This window comes from Paenibacillus sp. FSL H8-0537, from assembly GCF_038051995.1.
GTDB lineage: Bacteria > Bacillota > Bacilli > Paenibacillales > Paenibacillaceae > Pristimantibacillus.
This window is the reverse complement of the sequence record NZ_CP150290.1, coordinates 2,477,161-2,497,679: the sequence shown is the minus strand read 5'-3', so window position 1 is coordinate 2,497,679 and position 20,519 is coordinate 2,477,161. Positions and strand designations below refer to the sequence as shown.

The following is a 20,519-nucleotide window of genomic DNA, read 5'->3' as shown; positions in this document are numbered from 1 at the left end:
AGGAAGAAGAATGAATCCAATTAACAGTATATTCCAATTTAAAAATTTTGAAGCAGATTGTAAATCTACTGATTGAAGTGAGGCGTAGCCTTTTTAATCAGGAATTTCATAATAAAGCAAGTGGGAAAATATACTCGAGGAATGTCTTACTGGTACTTCTTATTGTTCATCTTGATGTTAATGAATGTTTTGAATTTTATCTGTGTGTCATATTTATTAGCTTTTATCTTGGAAGCCAGTTGCTTAATAGGAAAGTAAGAATGTACGGGGTATCCTAAGCTTCCTGTTGATCAGATTCACAAAATTTGTTTACCTCCCCTTTTTTAATGAGCTGTCCGACTAGAAATACTCTGTTTAAAATCAGCTACTTTTCTTTTACTAAACAAATATCGTTTTCGTCCATCTTTCCATACGATTACTCTGTCCGGTATCAATTGTCCGCTTTCTACTATTCTTTTCATCTTTTTTTCACCAATTTTTAAGTACTGCATGACATCTTGCATATACATCCCATCCGTGATTTGCTTATCTGATTTTAAAATTTCTATACAGCGTTGTATTTCTTTTTCCCAAAACCAAGTATTCGAAAGATTTCCATTTAAAACAGCCAATTGAGGGTGGAGGAAATTGTCATGAATAAATTTCAATAATTTGGAAATCGTTAATCCATTTACAGAGTATTTGATAAGTACCTGCTGAAATGATAGTCCTTTTACCTTGATATAAAATACCCCTCTTGATTTTTCCAATAACATTAACACTTCATCTAGTCTAATAAGCTTAATCTGGCTGAACGCGGTATGAACTTCATTTATTAGACCTTCTTTCAAAAGTTGATAAATAGAATTCCTTTGAATACCCAGGAGTTGTGCTGCTTCTCTTTTATTAATGTAAAATTGCCTCTCTTCATGCAGACGGGCAAAAGTATCTTTATCAATAAAATGTTGCTTTGTTTTCCCTTTTTGCCGTGAAATAATATCTATCTGGCCAGACTTACAAAGTGACTCCAACTTCGGATATGATATTCCAGTAAGCTGCTTAATTTCTTCTTTTCGTAAATATTTTTTTCTTAGTAGTAGATCATGATTCTTTTTGAAAATTGACAGATCCCTTCGCACGGTACCGTTCTCCAATTCATTAATCCAGAATTGCTCATATTCATTTTTAATTAAAGAGAAACCCTCTTCTTGAAATAAAACTTCGTAAGTTTTCTTCTGTAGGTATAGCTTTTTTCTGGGTTTCTTTAAAAACTCAAATAAGACGCGTTGAAACCGACATGGAAAATCATGATACATCCAAAAAACATGATTATAAGCTTCTGCTAACAATTCATTTTGTTGAATGCCACCGCGACGGTTATGAAAAATTCGGATATGTTTTTTTGAATAATCAAGAAATGAAGGCAATTCCTCTAATAGGTGAAAAGAGTGATAAGCTAAACGTAAGTATTGTTTAACGTTTAATCCTCCAATATTTCTAAACATTATACCGTTTTGAAATAGTCCTCCATGAAATTCACTTTGAAGCTCAAATTCTATAGAGTCAAAAGGAATCGATATCGATTTCGTTTGCTTATAGTAGAAGTCACAACACTTGCAAAAACCGCACATGAACTGTTCCATCTCAATCGGTTTCTCGCAGCTTGGACAGGCGTCTATCAATCTGGTACCGTGTTGTAAACAGATCGTTATTGGTTTGAGGCCCCACATCATTCGATGATATGCATCCTCTCTATAGCAATCAGGACAAAATTTCATTCGATTTTTCAGCAGATGCAAATCTGAATTTTCATCCAACAACTCTCGGTAAACAAAATATGTCCCCTGATGCAGAATGTTTTTATCTTGTACTAAATGATCTGCTATATGGATGAGTTTATCTTCAGAAATCATATTCCGTAACCATTCCGCTCTTGTAATTCCAAAGGATGCTAACAAAACACCCAGCGGTCTATAGTTGGCTCTGGCTAATCTGTATAAATAACTAGATATACTCTCATCATGATAACGTTCTGGTCTATTAATCAACATGTTCTAACATCTCCTTTCTATGAATCTAGTTTTCCCGCAATGCTACGGTACTATACTAGAAATTTCAAAATAAAAACACCTGCAGGTTCCAGGTGTTAAGAGATGTACTAAATTATGATAATTTTTTTGATTGTTTCTTGTTCTTCTGATTGGGTTTTTGGTACTGTGAATTAATAAATGCAGTTTCTTTTGTTCTTTTGATCTCTATAGCCTCAAAGTAATTAAACCGAGTGTCCCCAAATGGATTAATAACATACCTTTGATTTGAACGTGTGAGTCGATGAAAAGCATCATGCAGTGAATCTTCATTGACAAAATCAAAACCTCGTCTAAACGAAAGTTTCGATGCCTCCATTAAGAGATCTTTGATATAGCGTGGTACACCATCTGTTACATAATGGATTTTTGAAGCTATCATTGGATCACTAAGATTCGAATATTCAGAGAATGGTAACTCATCGTCTAATTTTTTCAGAAATAATCGAAATTTCTTCTGTTGCGTCTGATCTTCAAATCCGAACGGTTCCAATATAATTCTTCGCGGATATCTCCCATCTATCTGTTCGTTATACTCAAAAATACCATCTGATTCTGGTAGTCCACATAAGATAACTGGAATATTTAACTCTTCCGTAAGTAACTTGAGCCAATCCGACGCAGTTGCGAGAACATTAAGTGTGTCCCGATCAATCAAATGTTGAAATTCATCAAGAATGATCATTTCCGTCTGACAATCAAGAACAAATTGAACGATTCTTCTCCCTAACTCCTCATCTGTACCTGAATTCGCGAATAAATCACCCATCTCTCCTAAAATTTTAGAAGCCAAAGCTTTTGGAGTTTTCAAACGAGGCGGAACCTTTACATATAATACAGGGATAATTGTTCCCGTATCCGTTAATCTTCTTGGATACTTCTCTAAGTATTGTTTCACTATTGTTGTTTTTCCAGCACCTGTCCGGCCACTTAGATTGAGTTGAGATGCTTGCACAGACCCCTGCGAAGTGACATGCACTTCCTCGAGTTCCTCGTATACTTCCTCATATTGCGGATGCCTAACGATGATTCTTTTTACATGCTCCACTCTTTTCTTGTATTCAGGATCACGATAAGTTAAGGGTTTACCTTTAAGTGAATCAAATTTTGTAGATTTCATTTCTTATCCCTCCTTCAACTCTCACGAATAGTAACTTCCCAATCATCATCCAGATCATCATCAAAAAGTAATAAAGGCAACTCAGAAGTTTCTGAAATAACTTCAATACCTGCCGTACTCGAAAACGATTTAGAGCTCGTATCATCTAATTTTGAATTCACTTTTCGTCTCTTTGTAGACTTTCTAGATTGACCCTCTGTAGCGGGGGATATCTCTCCTTTGAATTCTAAAGATTCCAGTTGGTCTGGAGCAATTTGAGCTTTATGAAGTAGTTGGATTGAGGAAAGATGCTTGTAATGCTCAACGGCTCTCTGATCATCGGGTAGTTTCTCGAGTTGAGCAATTTCACTCCGACTGTTTTGGACAATGGCTTCTACGTGCTGATAAGCATACACCAAATGCGTTGTGTCAAATTCGTTGTACTCTTTATTTTTCCGATGACAATGGTATCTTAATTGAGCCATATGAACGGGATGATTTTCATCAATATTTTTCTTCCGTAGACTGTTTCGTACAGGATTCGCCTCGATATATTGATCATTCTCTTCATCAAAAACATAAATCGTACGCATATCGGAAGGATTAAACCTCAATCGAACACTTTTGTCCTTTTTTTTACGCTTTATTTGATCCGATAACTGCATTAAAGCCGTACTTTGAAAAAATTGGCCGGCAAGTTCAATTCCCTTGTTCGTTATTTTTCTATATTCTAGTCCAGTGGATAATAGCATAATCAGATCTTTCTTTTTCATAGGAAGAGTTCTATGAACTCTACAGTCTTTAAGACCTTGTTCCCATAAAAAGGCTGGTGTTCCTCCTCGTGATGAGCTATAATCATTTGCGATAATATCTACCATGGTAAGATGAATAATTTCATGTAGTGCCTTAAGCGTTAGGCAAGCTTTACCAGTAGAGTCATATAGAGAGCGCATCTTTGGGTCTGAAAAGCTGGTTCCGGGAATACTGTGGAACATCTTTTCATTCATGGTGCGAAACATTCGCTCAACTGTTCCCTTATGGTGCCCGGCTTTCACAGGACAGAACTGAACTTCGATACCAATTAGTCCGAAAAATTCCTCCAAATCCGCGGCATCGTGCACCTTGGCGTTATCGACAACGATAACTTCCGGTTTCCCAAATGCGGTCCAATCGTGTTGAAGTCTTGGATATAACGATCGAATATGCGTTTTGGGCAGCATGGCGTGCAGTAAACACTGCTTAATTGCTTTTGCGTTTGGTTCTCCGAGCCAAAGTTCATATCCTAGCCCATAACCAGTTGCCTTATCTACAGCATGAATTAAATTAAATCGTTCCTTCTTAGAATTCAGAGTATCAACTACAAATAGGTCAAGCGGTGTCGAGTCAATTTCCACTCGCTGAAGAGGCCTTTCTACATATACTTCAGCTGTAGAACCATATTTGTTTAAATTTGCTTGAACGGTGCCGTGTCTAGCGCGATCCTTTATGTACGTCTTCCGTAGATGCTGGATAACCCGGTTAGTCGTCGCTTTTCCGCAAGGTGTTAATTTTCCTTCCTCAGGACGAGTTGCATTTAACTCTTGAACTTCTACCTTCATCTCGTTATGAATTCTTCGGTTAGAAACATCCAGGCCCTCTTTATCATACTTGATCAAAAAACGCTCAATGATATTCTGGATTTCTTTCGGAATCTTAAACGTTTTGCTTCCTTTCAGGTCATTACGTGGCAACAGACTTCGTTTATCGTGAGTTTCGTCCCAGCGCCTCTTCCATCGGTACAATGTAGACACAGAAGAAACGAATGGTCTCAGATCATCAGAAAGAGTATTTATATAGCTTTCATAATCTTTAGGCTTGACTATCCCAAGTAAGACTGGCTCCAATATCCTGAATCGTTTTTTAATGATATTCCGATCATCCTCACTAAACATGTCAACATCATGTTGTATGACTTCTGCTTCTTTTACAATAAAGTCGCGTTTTATGATCAGTCGCTCGTCGTTCCAAGCTTCGATCAACTCGTTAACGGAATACACTTCAACTAAGTTGTATGACAAATTGGTTACTTCAATTTCATTATGATCCAAACTCTTGCGGATGAGAAACTCTTGTTCCTTCCACATAAACCGTAAACCTGGTAAAATAGCAAATCCCTGCATATCAATTCTCCTCTCCAATTTGAATGGACACCATTGTTCCTTCACTAAGTTCTGTAGCAAATAAATCTGCATATACCTTTTGGTGATAAATTAGCTTATAGATACACTTATAAAACGTTGATTCATCAAGATCAGTACAGTTTGACTGGAGCATTTCAATTGTAGAGTCACCAGTGTTTTGCAGAGAATGAAGAACATAAACTAGATCATTGTATTCCGTCCATTCATTCCCCATCGCCCTGAGCTTATCCAAATTCTCCTGGATATAACCACGGAAAATCTGCTCTTCGGTTACGATATGATAATCCCAGCCTTGCAAGTCGCAGTACATCCGGCCAATGATAAATTTCATGATATTTTCGGGCTTTTGCGTCATTGACTTAGGCTTAACTTCTACGATCCGGATGTGTCCATCACTTGTTATGACTTTGAAATCCGGATAATACTTCCTTTCTTTACCCTTGTAGCAATATAAAAGTCCTACTGGCTGCGATTCCACTTGGAGTACTTCACGGTCAAAGTCGAGTAATCGAACGAAATTGCGTTCTAATCGGCTTTCACAATGAATCATGTTATTATTTTTAAGTAGTGGGACTTTCCATCGATAATGACGGCCTTTTATAGGTTTAATACGTCTGGCGGTGCGCTTTTTCATGGTTTCATCTCCTTCCAATAGTTCTTAGCTTGTCCAATTCTAGCAATCTATAAAACTATTTCCTTAAGTAACAAGAGTTTAAGGCCAAGAACTCAGATCCATGACACGCATTAACAACGGAGATTTTCGGTATAAATAAGCACAACCACCATCAATATAACGACCTGAAACAGGTTGAATATCTCTTTCATCTAACCATTCATATAAACGCTTACTACTACGAATTTTGGGATGCAGTTTTGCCAGTGTTGTTAATGGGATATATTGTGTAACGAATTGATCGAAAAGATCCTTGTTTATCGAAAATTTATTATTTATTGTTTCTAGAAATCCTTTGTTACTCCATGAATACAAGGACTGAGTTGTTACCATGAGAATCTCTGCTGCCTCTTGTATACTAATGCCCTGTCCTTTGATTAATCTATGAACGTCTGCTATTCGAAAAACCAGTCGATTTAATCCCTGTTCACCATCTAGAGTCCCACTTGGCTGGATTTTTTTTCTAATTATTGCAACAATAAATTCACTAATGCGGATTTTTCGATTCATCACAGTTTGAATTTCATGAAATGTTACCAGTTCTTCTGAGTTTATATTCAAACTTTTCATAGGGATGTTTTTCTTAAAACATTTTTCAATTTTTTCTATACTCTCTATTGCGCAATAACGTATTCCTTTTCTTCCTTTAACTACAATGATTTCTCGCATCCTCATTAAATCTACTATTATATACTCTGAGATCCCTAAGATCTTTTCCGTTGTTTTGAAATCTACATATTTATCTTTTGCTTGAGTAATGTCAATCTTCTTCTCTGTTCGAGATAACGTATGATCTATTTTTTGCTTCAGTTTATTCAAAAAGGCTGCTTGAGTCTTATTCTCATTGCAATAATCGAGAAGCGATTTTAAAACGAAAGAATATTCCTTTGCGTCTAGATGTTTAATTAACTGATGATGAAGCATGCCGAATTCTTTTAATAACTTACTATTTTCAAATGTTTTCGGAATTTTTCGATAACTGTCGATAAAATCATAAAAAGAACGAGACCAATCTACAAACATCTGAAAAGTTTTAATCGACGTTTCATGCATGTGAATTGGTTTAAATGCTGCAGAATAATTGACCTTCACTTGAGAGGATAAAATTTGATAAAAATAAAAACAGAACAATATATGTAAGTATAGAAAATGACGAAAGCTCAGTTCTTGTAGTTCACCCGTTAGAAAATAACGAGAAGATTCCCTGCCGAATAGTCTTTCATTCATCATGATAGCCAATAAGGTCTCAGATTCCGGCACCTTCTCAATATCATATTTTCGCAAATCAAATCCACAATTACAGTGGGTTACAAAACGTCGTATGGGTGAAATATTTTTTTGACATTTAGAACAGGTGGTCGTTAATTTGCATTGATGGAATGGACAAGTTGTAACAGATCTAATTTCCCACAGTTTCCGATGATACGGTTGTTCATGCAGACAAACTGGACATACTTGACAGTATGCGGTAGTACACATTCCGAACGAACTGATGTGCCTAAGTATTTGTTCATCTTCATCCCCGTACATCCCCATTTGGTAGAAAAAAGTAAGTTTTAATAGGCAATCTTCATCCAAATTTGTCAACTCACAAAGTTTTGATATGTCCGCTTTTTCAATAATCATTAATAAGCTCTTGGGATCGACACCTGCAATTAACGATGACAATTTATATAGTTTTCTCGGAGAAGCATTATTGGCTTGAGCTAACCGTATCATGTACCCCCTTATGCTCTCGTCAGGATATGGAATTACTCTTCTTAATAATACTTTTGTCAAGAGTGTCACCTCAACTCATCAAATTTGCCCATTTAGTCATTTTACAAATCAATTAATGACTAAAAAGTCAATAACTCATTCACATATTATCTTCCAAATATTTTTTTGTCAATACTTTTTGACTAAATAGACATTTTGATGCACAATTAGTCAGAGGGGTGGTTTTTAATGAGTTATTATGCGAAGTTATTAAGTCAGTACATTGATACTTCAGGTAAAACCTTAAAAGAGATTAGTCAGAAACTTTTAGATGAGAACAAACTTAGTGTAGATAGTTCTTACATAAGTAAAATAAAAACAGGGGCTAAACCCCCCGCTTCCGAAATTATATCTAGAGCTTTAGCTGATGTCTTAGATGGTAATCCTGATAAGCTAGTTTTCGCAGGTTATTTAGACAAAGCACCAGATGATGTTAGAGAAACTTTTGCTCAATTGGACAATATGGTAGATGAAACATTAAAGAGTATTATCCTCCATTCATCTGTCCCACAACTAGCAGCTATCATTGACAATCTTCGTGAATTTGAAGTCAATCATTTTAGACCTTTTTGTATACTTGACCAAATAAAGTTAAATGAAATTCCTTCTGGTGCACAAAGTGTAATAAATGACTTTCTTGATACTATATTAAGAGAAGAACTTAACCACAGAGACAAGCTTAAGCTGATTCCACTTCTGATAGAATTTTTAATGAATTCGCAGAAAGAACTGTATATCTACAAAGAAAAGTATTTTCTTCAATCAATTTCTTCCTCCACGGAAAAAGAAAGACATGACTTAAAATATCAAAATGAGCTTCTTGAAGCCGCTAATAATTTAAATTTATCGGTTTTATATTTGGATGGAGAGAGAGAGATTGTTTCCAGCGCTGAGGGAAGGTATTTAAAAAGATGCCTGGACTCGCTTCGGAATTATAAAAACGAGGAGTTTAGTCGTTGATGCTAGAAGAATTGAAAACTATTTAAGGTGGCAGTCCTGAACATGCTAAGTTCTAGGCTGCCACCTTATTTTTTTAGAAATATTGTGTTAGATTACAAATTCGATCTAATCAACTACTAGCTCACGGCTTGATATTTTTTAGGTTACCGGCAATTGCATTAGCAATTCTCGACAATCGCATCGGCAAAGAATCTGCTTTGGATGTGTTCAGTGACATTAATGTAGGTGTCTGAAGAAACCAGTAAAATCAAGAGATTTAGAGGTTTTGGTGACAATTTAATTTTACATTATAGTTAGTGTTCAAGAAAATTTTCTTCACTTTCTGATTACATTAAAGTGTGTGCTTTTAATTAACAATAAGGTTGGTTCATCATCTTTTTAACCCCCTAATCCACTTGGACACTTTTAATCTCTTCGGCTACATTAAAAAAGTAGAGGAAGTATCCATGCCCGGTGCAGACGAAGAAGGCGTTGGTGGTGGAGGTGCTAATGGAGTACCAGATTGAGGCCGTAGCCGGACAGCAGGGGATCTCCCCCAAAACGCTTGGAAACTGGGTTCGCCAATATCAGGATGAGGTAGATGACCTTATGGTAAAAAAACAGAACGTGAATAAGCAAGTTCAGCAGGATGCTGCACAGTTTCAGGATCTCCAAAAGAAATACGAAGACGCCGTTATGCTATTAGGTGAAAAAGAACTGGAAATCCATGTCCTGCAAGACCTAGTTAAAAAAAGCACCTCGAATGGAAGTAGCCATCCATTGGATTGAACAAGGCTATTCCGTGCCTACCGTGCTGCGCATCTGCGGGGTTCCTCGTTCTACCGACTTGAGCCCGATCAAGTCTGGTAGGTCTATTGATTACGGCCGGATCGACTTGGGAGTTCACGCAACTCACGGTTGACACGACGTACACGCAGATGGTTCTTATCTACGCAACACGCATGTTCGGCATGTCAATGCTTATAACGCCGGTACAGACAGCTGGTATGAAACATTTGCCGCAAAACGCCTAAACGCGCTCGGCTCCGCGATGTCACAGACTCTCTTCGTACGGTCAGCGGCGCGCTAGGTACCGCATGGCACGGTGTTCTCCAACATGCCGCTACCGAGCTCATAATTTCCGATCAAATTGACTAGAACGATAAAACCACAATGCTCTACGCCTCGAACCACGCAATGGTTAGTGGCATCAACACGGCGTTCGAGTATGCGTTCTGGCTGACGGTTGCAGCTCTCGCTCTGGTCTTCCTCATTCGCAAGACGAAGCCTCAACAGAATTTTGCGTTTAATGCGAAGCAACCGTTTAAAGTTTAAATCACCAGTCTCGTCAAGTGTAACTCAAAAATCGGGTAAAAGCTTATAGCCTTGCCGCATTCCGTTCCGCGGAGTAAGTGGCTGTTTTTTTAATTTTGATCGCTTTGGAGTTTGAGGATTAAAAATTCGAGCATTATTATCATTTATTGAGGAAACCTGAATAAAACAGAAGTTTATTCAATTCCTTTTCACCTAAATTACAAGAAAATATATAGATTAATTTCTTTTTCTTCAACTGTTAAACTTTAATCTAATTATAACATTCCAAACTCTTGGGAAATATCGCGAGTAAGCTTGGCTAGCGGGCGCATACTGAGCTCATCCAAAGCAACATAGTTGCCTGTCAAAAATCGAGTGACATCTTCACGGCTATGGAAGATATGAGGGAATTGCGTATATAAAGAATAAATATAGTCCTCCTTATACGCTTGCTCCTTTGCAATTAATTCTACGACGTAATCCTTGTGAGTGTTATATAATTCAATAATTCTCAAATCTCTCAAATTCCGTGTTGCCTTACAAATAAATGTTCCGTCACCCTTAACAAGACCTTTATTGAACAAAACAGAAATGTTGAAATCGAGGTCTTGATCAGACTGTGACCATAATCCCAAATAATCTTGTATCCAGATGTAGCATATTTCCACACATTGTACCTCCATTTTATGCAAATATGTATCGCTCACCCCCTACATCAACACCATTGCATCTGTTTCCTACAATTATGTCGATGAATGGTTTGAGTCTGTCGTCGTACTTAGTGAAGGGGAAGAATTGCCTGATGATATGTGATAAAACTTTCAGAAAACCATGGTCTATTCAGCTTTTATCATCATCTAGTTAAGCTTTTTTAGTGATCATGTGATCTCTGCTCTCGAATACATAGTTCTGAGTGAGAAGGCTTCATATTGATAGTTTAATAACATTCACTGACTATTATTGCTAAACCTAGAGTTTTATCTACTTAATCAAATACTTTAAATTTTTATTTAGTTTATTTTCTTCTAACAAATCAAAACCCGGGCCGCAGCCCGGGTTTCTCAAGAGGTAATTGCGTCTTTCAAAAGTACTTGTTTAAATGCCTCGTTGAGACTAAGGTAATCAAGCTTGTGCTCATACAGAAGTTCACCAAGTCTATTTTTTGCATCTTCAAAAGTCGAGTACTTCAATTTCTCTAAAACAGTCCGCAGTACAATTTCCAATTTTTCATAAATGTCACCAACCAACTTTGGATCAACAAGGTAAATGCCATCTGTAGCATGAGCAGCATACTGAGGAACCAGTCTCTTCGCACATATCAAAACAATAGAGACCTCATCTCCTTCTTGAAAAGGGCGATTTTGCATTACATAGCGATCGTGCACGAACGTTTGACGAATATCGTCAAACGGAATTTCTCCAGTTGGATCTATAATATTGGTCTTCATCTCAAAAACTGTCCAGAACTTTAACAGATGCCAAATTCCATCAGGTGTGCCCTGCCCAGTGGGCCGCTCTGCATTAAAGCCTAAGAGTTTCCCCAGCATACAAAACGCTGGTTCATAGTGATCCGAATCTTTTGCTCCCAATCCGTTATGTACTGATTTCAAGTCTTTGTCAAAACGGTTATGCCGGTCACCATACCGCTGTAGCATATCCAATATTGCATTTATTTGATTTTCCATAGGCTCCGGATAAACTATATCCTCGATTAAGGAAGTATCAAATACCCTTCTATCTAGCCATAATTTGTAAGGTCCTGCGCCGATTGCACGATTGTGATACTCCTTCATTTGATCTTGGTTTCCTTGGAAATAACTCACGCAGCCCAACAGATAATTCCACCAAGCTCGATACCCATTTAAAGGTGTATTTTGGTAAGTTTGAACTACTTTATCTGCTGCGCGATGAGCTTTTTCCAACTGAAAATCCCAAATCGCATACATAAAATCCATTTCCGAAGTGACAGTCTCCCGAAAATACTTACTTGTCGGGTTATCTATCCGGTCGTCTTTCTTTTTCTCCGTCTCCGATCGGATGTATCGCTCCGCCTGCCTCCAGTTTTCGTTCTGCGCGTAAAAATCTCCGATCGCTGCCAACCAAGTAGCTTTGTCATTAATGTAATCAATTTGGCTAAATCCTAATTCTAACTCAGAATCAATTTCAGCTGGAAGCATTTTTCGAAATTCGTCCTTATATAGGTATTGCCCTATTCGAGAACCAAGGAAAAGGACTGCAGCATGATCGTTAGCACCTCTTGTCGTACGTCCTAATCCTTGAATGACTCGTGTAATTAAGAGATTATTGAAAATTTCTGTCGCTTTTAGGCGATCCTGCAGAAATTTATCGGCCAACCCGATACCGACAGGTAGCTCAATAAAAAGCTGCAACCTGCAGTCATTATCTTTTAGATCAATTCCTTCGTAACGGCCATTAAGAATCAATATGCCTCGCTCTGATGAAGTAAAAGGAGTGAGGGAGTCCTCTACATGCCATGCCTTAAATACAGTATACTCCGGGACGATTTCCCTAAGAATCTCCTCCAAATCATCAGCTACTGATTCCGAAGGACATAGACAAAGCACCCGAGGTTGAGTCCGAATTGTTTCTTTTAATATATCGAGTAGTTGGTCTGTATCAAAATGATCTTCGGGAAATAGAATCAAACGACGACCGGAGACCTTGTTCGCGGAGGAATCAAATTTAGAAATCCGATACATTTTAGGAACTCCGAAGACCCGTTCCAATTCACCACCATTGCCAATCGTAGCAGTCATATAAATTCGTTCAGTTGCTTTCTCAAAAGCAGGCCAGCGAAGATTAGGAGGCAGTACCGGGCGAATCGCAATCGTTGAATGTGATAAGTAGATTTGGCAGCCATGCAGATGAGATCTAATACGACTCCATGGATAGTACAGATTGGTTCCATCTACCTTACTGTCCAAAAGCGTACGAATTTGATTTAATCGTGGATACCATAATGCTTGAGGAATAATATCGGCCCCGTCATGAACCGGATCGTATGTGCCGTGCAATATTTTATCTTGGAGGTGCATTGAAATACTATCGCCTAAAGTAGCGATTAGTGCCTCAAATTGCTCCCGATTCTTGCGCCTAGTTATCTTAAGTTCCCAAAACCCCTGTATTGCATACTCAGCCGCATGGGCATCATCAAAAATTATCTGGTTTGGATCACTAAATGCTGGATTCGCATTAAAGATATGTGAATATGTTGTAACAACAATCGCATCTCCTCTTTGATAACGACCTAAATCCACAGAAGAGAAATCATCCCTCTTTTTGACCAGCGTAACGGCTCGAATACCGTAGGAATTTAATAACTCACCGGTTTGATAAGCAAGCTGGCGCGTGGCACATGCATAAACTACTCTCCAATTCCGTGTGCGGCGATTAAACTCCCCTATAAGTCCTCCAACCAATGTTTTACCGTGGCCAGCAGGCATCTCAATTGCAATATCCTTATGCTGCTCTCTTACCTCTTCGTATTCTGAAACCGTGCCGCCTTGTTCCAAAGAGATTCGATCGAGCGTACCCAGTTGATTAAAAAGACTAATGATATTCTGAGGTTTATGCTGATCGCTTCCTGGAATTCGAAAACTCATTCACTCGTCACCGTCCAATGCACATTTGGAATTTTTACCAATACATCATTATTCTATCACATACTTATCTTATTGCCGACAACTAATTAGTAGCCTAGTTACCCTCTATACAAATTGCTTCGTTGTTTAGTTTTATATAAAAAGAGCTTACCTGAGAGTTATCTTGATACGCTCCCAATTTAGTAGACAGTAGAAAAAAACAAAACTTCTACGTCAACTCATGATGGGAGTTTTTCTGTTGTCTAAACGAAGTACAATTTATTTAGAAATAAAATTACACACCGTACAGCGATGTCTCAGTTACCAACCATTCTACATGCTGAAGCTAAACACATTGGGCTGAGCCAGTATTCAATTAGAGATTGAATCAGAAAATTTAGAGCTCATGGCGTAAATGGGTTAAAGGAATCGAACACATGGAAAACGTACGCTAGGACTCATATGTTATTGCCTTTAACATATCTATTCGCCTCACCATCTCAAATCTTCTTTATTCACAAGAATATTCAAGTTAGATGTAAAATCCCACTTGAAAATATGGTATTTTAGATATTAAAGGCATGATGATAGCAAGAGGTTTCTCAAAACTTAAATTCATATACAGCTATTTCTGGCCTATACCCGGTGTAGGGGATAAACTTGCTGCGGTCATTGTAGCTGATATGGGCGATGTCAAGCAATTTAAAGGCGCCCAACAACTCGTTGCCTTTACAAGGCTCGATCCCAGTATTTTCAGTTTGGGAAAATTCGCAACTACGAGTTCCCGTATTACCAAGCGGGGTTCAAAACAGCTTCGACACTCCTTATATTTAGCAGTTCAGTGTGGATTAAGGCGGCACTCCAACAGTAAGAACAGGGAATATTACGAGTAAGAAAAGGAATGAGGGCAAGCTCTACAAGGTGGTCGTGATTGCTTGCGCCAACAAGCTTCTTCAACACGTTTACGCAATCCTTAGTAAAAACCAGCCCTACAAAGAGTAACATCCATATTTAACCATAACCTTCATACTATTGAAGGTTATTTGTATTGCAAAAAAAAGCATACCATTCTATTTGACTTTAACCAAGCGATAATGCTTGACAAGCATTATCTTTTTATAGAATGTCATTTTTTATTGCAAGTCACGGATTTGCTTTTGTAACGCTTTGACGGCCTTGTTCTCTTCTACCAGTTGTTCACTGCTAGGAAAGGCTTGTTCGCCATCTTGTTTGATTTCGGAAACTCACCGATACAAGGTGTCGACATACAGTCCTAATTCTTCTGCCACTTGAGGGGCTGTTTTCCCCTTTTCTTGAATCATCTGGACGACTTGTCTTTTGAAGGCTTGATCATAATGTTTCTTTGCCACTTTGTTCACCGCGAATTTGGATAGGTCTATATTATTCGATTCTCGGTTCTCCGTGTCTACTTTTGTTTAATAACACTTTTATGTCAACCATTCCTGAGGAATTAATGCATTATCTTCTGAAGGATCATCTTCCCTCCATCTCTTAACAAGGTGAACAATATCTTTATGTGCTGCCCAAGTAATCTCATCGGCGTGTTCAATAAGAATGATTTGAGTTGGATTTTTTTTACGCAAACTTAGGTGATTGTTGAAAGCTGTAAATATCTTTTGTACTTTTAGGATATCCTCTGGCGTATATTCTACTTCTGATAGCTTTTGAAGTTTATCCGGAAAATACACCTGACTTGGTTGGTCAAACACTAAAAACTTCGGTACTGCATTCCAATCAAGCCCAGCAAAATGGTCATGTAACGCGAGCAGAGTTGCAATGTGATACCCCATCCAGTTGGCCCCACTACCAATCTCCCAAAGAAAATCTTCCCTTTCCCCGGACTTTTTGCGCAACGTTAAGTTAACAATATCTAGTAAAACAGGATCTTCGGGATTTTCAACACCTAACAATCTTGCGTAGCGTATTATGCTTAGAGATACCCTTTTCAACTCATTTTCTAGTCTTTGCTTAAGTTTCTTTGGATCTATTTGTATTTTAATACTTTTTACTTTCTTTTCAAGTTCACTGATTTCAGACTGAATCGTATCATCTTCATTTACCAGAGCATAGTCCTCCAGTGCTTTCTCTAATCTTCCTAGAAAACGATATACCTCATTCTCCGTTTGCCTAATCAATCGAAGTTCATCCGACTTGACCTGAAGCAATTCTTTTTGCTTTCTCACTGTATTTAATGAACCTTCAAGTTCTGACAACCGAGTCTTCCTCTTTATTATCTCCCTGTCTAGAATGTCATAAGAATTATCTATGTAGTTGGATGAAGCACTTATCTTTTGCAAATGTTCATTTAAGTGCTGAAGCTCTTCATGTGCTTTTTTATTTACTGCACCACAAAAAATACATGCCTGCTCCTCTCCAATTAACCTTGCCAACCACCCGACAGGTTCTAGCCTTTCCTCCTGTATTTTTAATGATTCTTGAAACTGCTTCTCTGACTTATAAAGATTGGCTAATTTATATAATTGATTTCTTTGTCTGCCGATTTCCCTTGATATTTCAAGCTCTTCGTCAGCAAGACTAATTAATTCAGCAACAGCCCTTTTAGTAGCCTCATTTTCAACTTCTATTACTCTTCGAGTTATTGAAGATGGTATCTCCCTAAGATATTCAATGTATTTTTGCGCATCCCAATCAACGGAAACATCTGGAGAATTCAGAAGTAGTCCGTACTCTCTTGCCTTAGAATAGTAATCTCTTAATTGAAGAATCCAATTGTTTGCAATACGCTTCATTTCATTAAAAGCTCTTTGCTTCTTTTGAAGCACTTGTTCCATTAGCTTAAGTTCCTGTTTAAGGACTAATGTTTTCTTATCTATAGCACCAAGAACTAAAGGGAAAATATTTTTCAATCGTTCTTGATGCTCGGCTGTGTCAGCTTTGAAGAATAAGGTATAGGGATTAGCCACAATATGCTGGGGTTGGAATTGAAAAGCAGAAAAATCTCTAAAGCTTGCTCTCTTCCCAGGAGAATTACCATCCGTATCATCAGCAAGTGTCAGATTAGGCATATTACTGATTTCATTCAATCTGTTTTTTAAAAAAGACACGTTAGTTTTACTATAGGGTTTGGGCAGCTCATTTACATCTTTTATTTCTTCGTTTATATACACTTCTGAACTCTGAGAAAGTCTGCCCGGCTCTTTACGAGCAAATAATACTCTCTTTGTATCAATAATTACAACAAGCCCAAACCATTCAGTCTTTTCACGGATAATACCTACTGGAATTGTACATTTACTGCTCCCCAAACAATAATCAATTATAGGGATAATTGACGATTTCCCTTTTTGGCTATCTCCAGTGATAACATTTATTTTATTCAGTTCAAAAGTAAGATATCTTGTCTTCTTCGCAGCATCCTTAGGCCAAAGAACAATATGCTCTATTTTAAAATCCATAATCAAAACCTCACTTTTAATAACGCACATATTTGATTAAGTTCATTAATTGCAAACCAATGCCCTAATCTTTTTGCAGCAGCCAACATTTTATGTATACTCTCGTTATGTTTAAAATTTTGAATTTTGCTCCTTACAGGGATAAATTCATAACTTTCCTTATCTATTAGAACAATTCTTGCAGAGCAGCAAAAATTTATTGATCTAAGTGTTAGATCACTCATGGCCTGCATTCTATTTTGCACTCCTGCAAAAAGCGACATATCTTCATTTAACGCGTTATAGAGTCCACCCTTAAAGTTTCTTTTATAAATATTTTCAACAAAATCTTGATTAAACAAAATTGGTAAAACAAGCATCATATGCGGAAGCGTAGGACCTTCATTTTCACCTTTAACTTTGAAATATTCTGCAACAAATGTCCAAAGTAGTAGGGCTCCTAAGGCTTGGTTTTGAACTGCGTCAAATTCATGTACCCTTGTCATTTTTGCCCCCTAAAATGTTACTGTATTCTGGATGCCATCCAACCAGCATCTGATTTGCTAAATGATGATAACTACCTCGCGTTAGATAAAATTGTTCTGTAGGCACTCCGGCTAAGTTTTCCCGGTGGTTAAGAGTCTCTTCCAAGACCTCAAGGCCGGTAAGTTCTCCTAAACTCTGTACATCATCCGCACTTCGTTTTTTTATTCGGAATGCCTGTTTCTTTGAGGAGTGGATTAGCCGCCAACGATTGGTCAAAGACTCTTCAAAGAGGTCAAAATCTTGCTTTGTAAGATTTCCCTCAACACTAAAACGGGTTCGTTCCGTCATACAACATAAATAGTCATCGATTGCCTCTATCAATAGATCATCATTTTGTTCAATAGAAAGTAGATATAATTGCCTCACGTATAATTCATTCATATGATGGTTCCTTTGGCCATCTGAAACCGAAAGAAGACTTCTTGCCGTTTCCATAAATGGTCGAACTTTATATCTCGCTAATAATCTATGGTAATAGACAACAAATAAATCTCTTTTTAGCCAGGCTGGCATTCGGTTTCTCCATGAATTCAACGCACATGCATGTACCCAACCTAGTAGTCCATTATAAATTTCATCAAAAGGCACATCTGAAGGAACCAGTAATAGTGAGCGAATCTGCTCTTTTAACTCGCTTCCATATGTACCATCATTTTTGTCACTAACAACAATATTTTTAATCATCTTTATTAGAATTGAATCTTCACTCTGACACACCTGATTGGAAATCCCCTCAAGTTGCTTGGGTAGCGATACACTTTTTTTACGAATTTCGTCTACACATGCCTTGGCCTGAAGTTCATTCTCCGCCCTACTCATCCTTTTTGCTATACCATCAGGTAGCACCTTATTTGTCACCAGATGAAATTTACATATTTCTGCATTTACTTCTTTTGATTTTATTGCTTTACACCATATCCCTAGGGTGTTCCATAAATCCTTACTACTATCACCAAATGGGACATTCTCAGAAATAGAATGCTTGTCTTGCTCCCTACCAGTAACATCGTCGTTAAGGGTTTTTATCACAATATCGTCCTCTGTCTCAATACCAACTTGAGCCCCCTCCGAACTTTTCACTAACCAATAGAGGGCTCTTTCTGGTTGAAATAAATATCCAGCCATCGCACCAGCAGCTGTATGTTTTTTGGTACCCTCCATAATGATCCCTCCTTAAAATAATCTTATTTCATTTTTCGACATTTTTATCCTTTTCACCTTCCAAACAGACGTTCTAATTACATACTTATACAACCCATGAACATTATTTAAAATAATTTTAACTTCTTTAATAAAAAAAGAGCCTACATCTCGTGAGGTCACTGAAAATCTTACGATTTTAATGTAATACACGGGCTACAAACCAACAAAGGCTAATTCCATTCGAAATTGAATGAGAATTAACCTTTGTTACTTGCATGATCTGCCCTATTCTACTTCATTAGCTTCAATATCCGCTTCACATTGGCCGTGAATATCGCCACGTCACCTTGCATCTTCATCCCTAATAGACCCGAGGTAGTGGCTATATCATACCCATATCTATGCTTCAATTCACTATTCTTCACTTCAATTTTATAGCGTTCTTTTGCTTTTTCTTTGAAGAATTAATTAACGATAAAGTTCTGAGTAGTTTTGTATGTGTTTAAGAAGCCAACGATGATTAAAGAGATTTTGAGACAAATCACGCTCAAATGTTACTTGTAAGTATGGCGGTACAATTATGCCATATTTTCCACTACGGATGTATCTGCGAGTTTCATTAATTGATTTATTTTTTTTAGTTGAGTCTGCTAAGCGTGTATAATCTGGATGACATATATATTTGCTCGTCAGATAAGTTTTATCAATAGTACGCCAAATATTCTTCTCATCAGTAACCCACTGATTGATAATATAAACAACACCATTCGAACTTGCATGAATAGACGGATCGAAAAGTTGAGTCAATTTTTCAGGATCGAACAATTCACTATTAGGACGCTCTTTATAGAACTCCACTTCATCAACCATGATTTTGTCCTTGGTTACGTTATCTACAAGAAAGATCGCACCTCGCTTGCGATACAGGGAGTAGTCAAAACTCACAGGGGGAACTCCTCCAGTCGGCGAAAAATCGGAGCTAAATCGCTCTCCTGTTGTTTGTTCACCAATCATTTTAAAATATCCTCGTTTAAGAATTGAACCCACAAAAACAGGTGAGATTCCAAGCTTGGAATATGTTGATGCTCCACATCGTTGAATTATATCCTTAAGATGAATTCTTGCTGCGTTAAGACAAGTATCTAAATCAGCACCTCGTCTAAGCGCATCATTAACTATATTAGTTATTTTCAATGAAACATCAGGTATTCCTAATCCAGATCCTATGACGAGAGCTTCATTATGTTTAACTTGTGAAATAATACTCCCCATTCTCAATTCTGCTTTTACATGAAAGCACTGATTGGCTTTCTTCTTATGATCAATAATAAAACCAAGTAAATCAACTTGGCGCTTTCCAGATAGATTATCCGGATTTTTCATCATATAACTTTCTATTTGTTTCGATAGTGGTCCATCAGGATCTACTACGTTGTTTATATTCACTTGAGGTTCTATTGTACGTATATAGGGAATAAGTCGTTTAAATGTGGCTACATCACCTGCAAAAAATATTCCAATCCGCCTTCCAAAAGAAGCATATTTCATCATTGCATCTATCTGTTTTCCAATATTATGTGTGATGCGTAAATCATGAAGAAAGAAGGCTTCCTGACCGTTACAAAATAATAAAGCAATTGTCATAAGGATAACTCCTTCATTACACCTATTCTAAGACCAAAAGTTGTTGGTTATAATTTATCATTTGATGCAAAAAGATTATTTACAAATTAATTAATTTAGTTAATAAATTGTTCAAATTAAAATCTAACAAATTCTTCCC

Annotated in this window: 14 protein-coding genes and 1 pseudogene; 3 read left to right on the top strand and 12 right to left on the bottom strand. The window is 37.4% G+C overall.

Features of this window, described 5'->3' with window-relative positions; genetic code table 11:
- Positions 1 to 323 precede the first annotated feature (323 nt).
- The 5 genes from MHB80_RS10545 to MHB80_RS10525 form a co-directional block, all read right to left on the bottom strand.
- On the bottom strand, positions 324 to 2,030 hold the full coding sequence (locus MHB80_RS10545; protein ID WP_341282092.1) for a TniQ family protein: 1,707 nt from the start codon (positions 2,028 to 2,030) through the stop codon (positions 324 to 326).
- Positions 2,031 to 2,142: 112 nt separating this feature from the next.
- Entirely contained in the window at positions 2,143 to 3,186 is a 1,044-nt protein-coding gene (locus tag MHB80_RS10540; protein ID WP_338555586.1) for a TniB family NTP-binding protein, read from the bottom strand.
- A 14-nt stretch (positions 3,187 to 3,200) separates the two neighbouring features.
- On the bottom strand, positions 3,201 to 5,324 hold the full coding sequence (locus MHB80_RS10535) for a Mu transposase C-terminal domain-containing protein (protein ID WP_341282091.1): 2,124 nt from the start codon (positions 5,322 to 5,324) through the stop codon (positions 3,201 to 3,203).
- Position 5,325: 1 nt separating this feature from the next.
- Positions 5,326 to 5,979 carry a TnsA endonuclease N-terminal domain-containing protein gene (locus MHB80_RS10530; RefSeq protein WP_341282090.1) on the bottom strand — a complete coding sequence of 218 codons (654 nt, stop codon included), beginning with the start codon at positions 5,977 to 5,979 and terminating at the stop codon, positions 5,326 to 5,328.
- A gap of 78 nt (positions 5,980 to 6,057) precedes the next feature.
- Positions 6,058 to 7,797: a TniQ family protein gene (locus MHB80_RS10525; RefSeq protein ID WP_341282089.1), complete on the bottom strand. Its 1,740-nt coding sequence runs from the start codon at positions 7,795 to 7,797 to the stop codon at positions 6,058 to 6,060.
- A 168-nt stretch (positions 7,798 to 7,965) separates the two neighbouring features.
- Here MHB80_RS10525 and MHB80_RS10520 point away from each other — a divergent pair, with 168 nt between their 5' ends.
- Both MHB80_RS10520 and MHB80_RS10515 read left to right on the top strand, forming a co-directional pair.
- A complete protein-coding gene (locus MHB80_RS10520) occupies positions 7,966 to 8,736 on the top strand; it encodes a hypothetical protein (RefSeq protein ID WP_341282088.1) in 771 nt (256 codons plus the stop codon).
- A gap of 453 nt (positions 8,737 to 9,189) precedes the next feature.
- Positions 9,190 to 9,504 (top strand): transposase, encoded by a 315-nt coding sequence (locus tag MHB80_RS10515; RefSeq protein WP_341282087.1) that lies wholly within the window; start codon positions 9,190 to 9,192, stop codon positions 9,502 to 9,504.
- A gap of 800 nt (positions 9,505 to 10,304) precedes the next feature.
- On the opposite strand, the gene MHB80_RS10510 is transcribed toward MHB80_RS10515, so the two are convergent.
- Together MHB80_RS10510 and MHB80_RS10505 are read right to left on the bottom strand one after the other, a co-directional pair.
- Positions 10,305 to 10,697, bottom strand: coding sequence for a hypothetical protein (locus MHB80_RS10510; protein ID WP_341282086.1), 393 nt, complete (start codon positions 10,695 to 10,697; stop codon positions 10,305 to 10,307).
- A gap of 393 nt (positions 10,698 to 11,090) precedes the next feature.
- Complete coding sequence (locus MHB80_RS10505; protein ID WP_341282085.1) at positions 11,091 to 13,652, bottom strand: DEAD/DEAH box helicase; 2,562 nt, start codon at positions 13,650 to 13,652, stop codon at positions 11,091 to 11,093.
- A gap of 560 nt (positions 13,653 to 14,212) precedes the next feature.
- Between MHB80_RS10505 and MHB80_RS10500 the strand changes: the two genes are divergently transcribed.
- Positions 14,213 to 14,524 carry an IS110 family transposase gene (locus tag MHB80_RS10500; protein ID WP_341282084.1) on the top strand — a complete coding sequence of 104 codons (312 nt, stop codon included), beginning with the start codon at positions 14,213 to 14,215 and terminating at the stop codon, positions 14,522 to 14,524.
- Between the two features lie 555 nt (positions 14,525 to 15,079).
- Here MHB80_RS10500 and MHB80_RS10495 read toward each other — a convergent pair.
- The 5 genes and pseudogenes from MHB80_RS10495 to MHB80_RS10475 form a co-directional block, all read right to left on the bottom strand.
- The gene (locus MHB80_RS10495; RefSeq protein ID WP_341282083.1) at positions 15,080 to 17,068 is read right to left on the bottom strand and encodes a DUF3732 domain-containing protein; all 1,989 of its coding nucleotides are present in this window, start codon (positions 17,066 to 17,068) and stop codon (positions 15,080 to 15,082) included.
- 2 nt (positions 17,069 to 17,070) lie between these two features.
- The gene (locus tag MHB80_RS10490) at positions 17,071 to 17,553 is read right to left on the bottom strand and encodes a three component ABC system middle component (protein ID WP_341282082.1); all 483 of its coding nucleotides are present in this window, start codon (positions 17,551 to 17,553) and stop codon (positions 17,071 to 17,073) included.
- Complete coding sequence (locus MHB80_RS10485) at positions 17,537 to 18,754, bottom strand: ABC-three component system protein (RefSeq protein ID WP_341282081.1); 1,218 nt, start codon at positions 18,752 to 18,754, stop codon at positions 17,537 to 17,539. The genes MHB80_RS10490 and MHB80_RS10485 overlap by 17 nt, the downstream gene beginning before the upstream one ends.
- Before the next feature lie 272 nt (positions 18,755 to 19,026).
- A pseudogene (locus MHB80_RS10480) lies at positions 19,027 to 19,200 on the bottom strand (IS5/IS1182 family transposase); the annotation flags it as partial.
- Positions 19,201 to 19,204: 4 nt separating this feature from the next.
- Positions 19,205 to 20,380 (bottom strand): hypothetical protein, encoded by a 1,176-nt coding sequence (locus MHB80_RS10475; RefSeq protein WP_341282080.1) that lies wholly within the window; start codon positions 20,378 to 20,380, stop codon positions 19,205 to 19,207.
- Positions 20,381 to 20,519 lie beyond the last annotated feature (139 nt).

What these genes read in the sequence shown, in the direction of transcription:
- MHB80_RS10545 (WP_341282092.1), bottom strand. Translation starts at nt 2,030, where the DNA reads ATGTTGATTAATAGACCAGAACGTTATCATGATGAGAGTATATCTAGT.
- MHB80_RS10540 (WP_338555586.1), bottom strand. Translation starts at nt 3,186, where the DNA reads ATGAAATCTACAAAATTTGATTCACTTAAAGGTAAACCCTTAACTTAT.
- MHB80_RS10535 (WP_341282091.1), bottom strand. Translation starts at nt 5,324, where the DNA reads ATGCAGGGATTTGCTATTTTACCAGGTTTACGGTTTATGTGGAAGGAA.
- MHB80_RS10530 (WP_341282090.1), bottom strand. Translation starts at nt 5,979, where the DNA reads ATGAAAAAGCGCACCGCCAGACGTATTAAACCTATAAAAGGCCGTCAT.
- MHB80_RS10520 (WP_341282088.1), top strand. Translation starts at nt 7,966, where the DNA reads ATGAGTTATTATGCGAAGTTATTAAGTCAGTACATTGATACTTCAGGT.
- MHB80_RS10505 (WP_341282085.1), bottom strand. Translation starts at nt 13,652, where the DNA reads ATGAGTTTTCGAATTCCAGGAAGCGATCAGCATAAACCTCAGAATATC.
- MHB80_RS10500 (WP_341282084.1), top strand. Translation starts at nt 14,213, where the DNA reads ATGATGATAGCAAGAGGTTTCTCAAAACTTAAATTCATATACAGCTAT.
- MHB80_RS10495 (WP_341282083.1), bottom strand. Translation starts at nt 17,068, where the DNA reads ATGGATTTTAAAATAGAGCATATTGTTCTTTGGCCTAAGGATGCTGCG.
- MHB80_RS10490 (WP_341282082.1), bottom strand. Translation starts at nt 17,553, where the DNA reads ATGACAAGGGTACATGAATTTGACGCAGTTCAAAACCAAGCCTTAGGA.
- MHB80_RS10485 (WP_341282081.1), bottom strand. Translation starts at nt 18,754, where the DNA reads ATGGAGGGTACCAAAAAACATACAGCTGCTGGTGCGATGGCTGGATAT.
- MHB80_RS10475 (WP_341282080.1), bottom strand. Translation starts at nt 20,380, where the DNA reads ATGACAATTGCTTTATTATTTTGTAACGGTCAGGAAGCCTTCTTTCTT.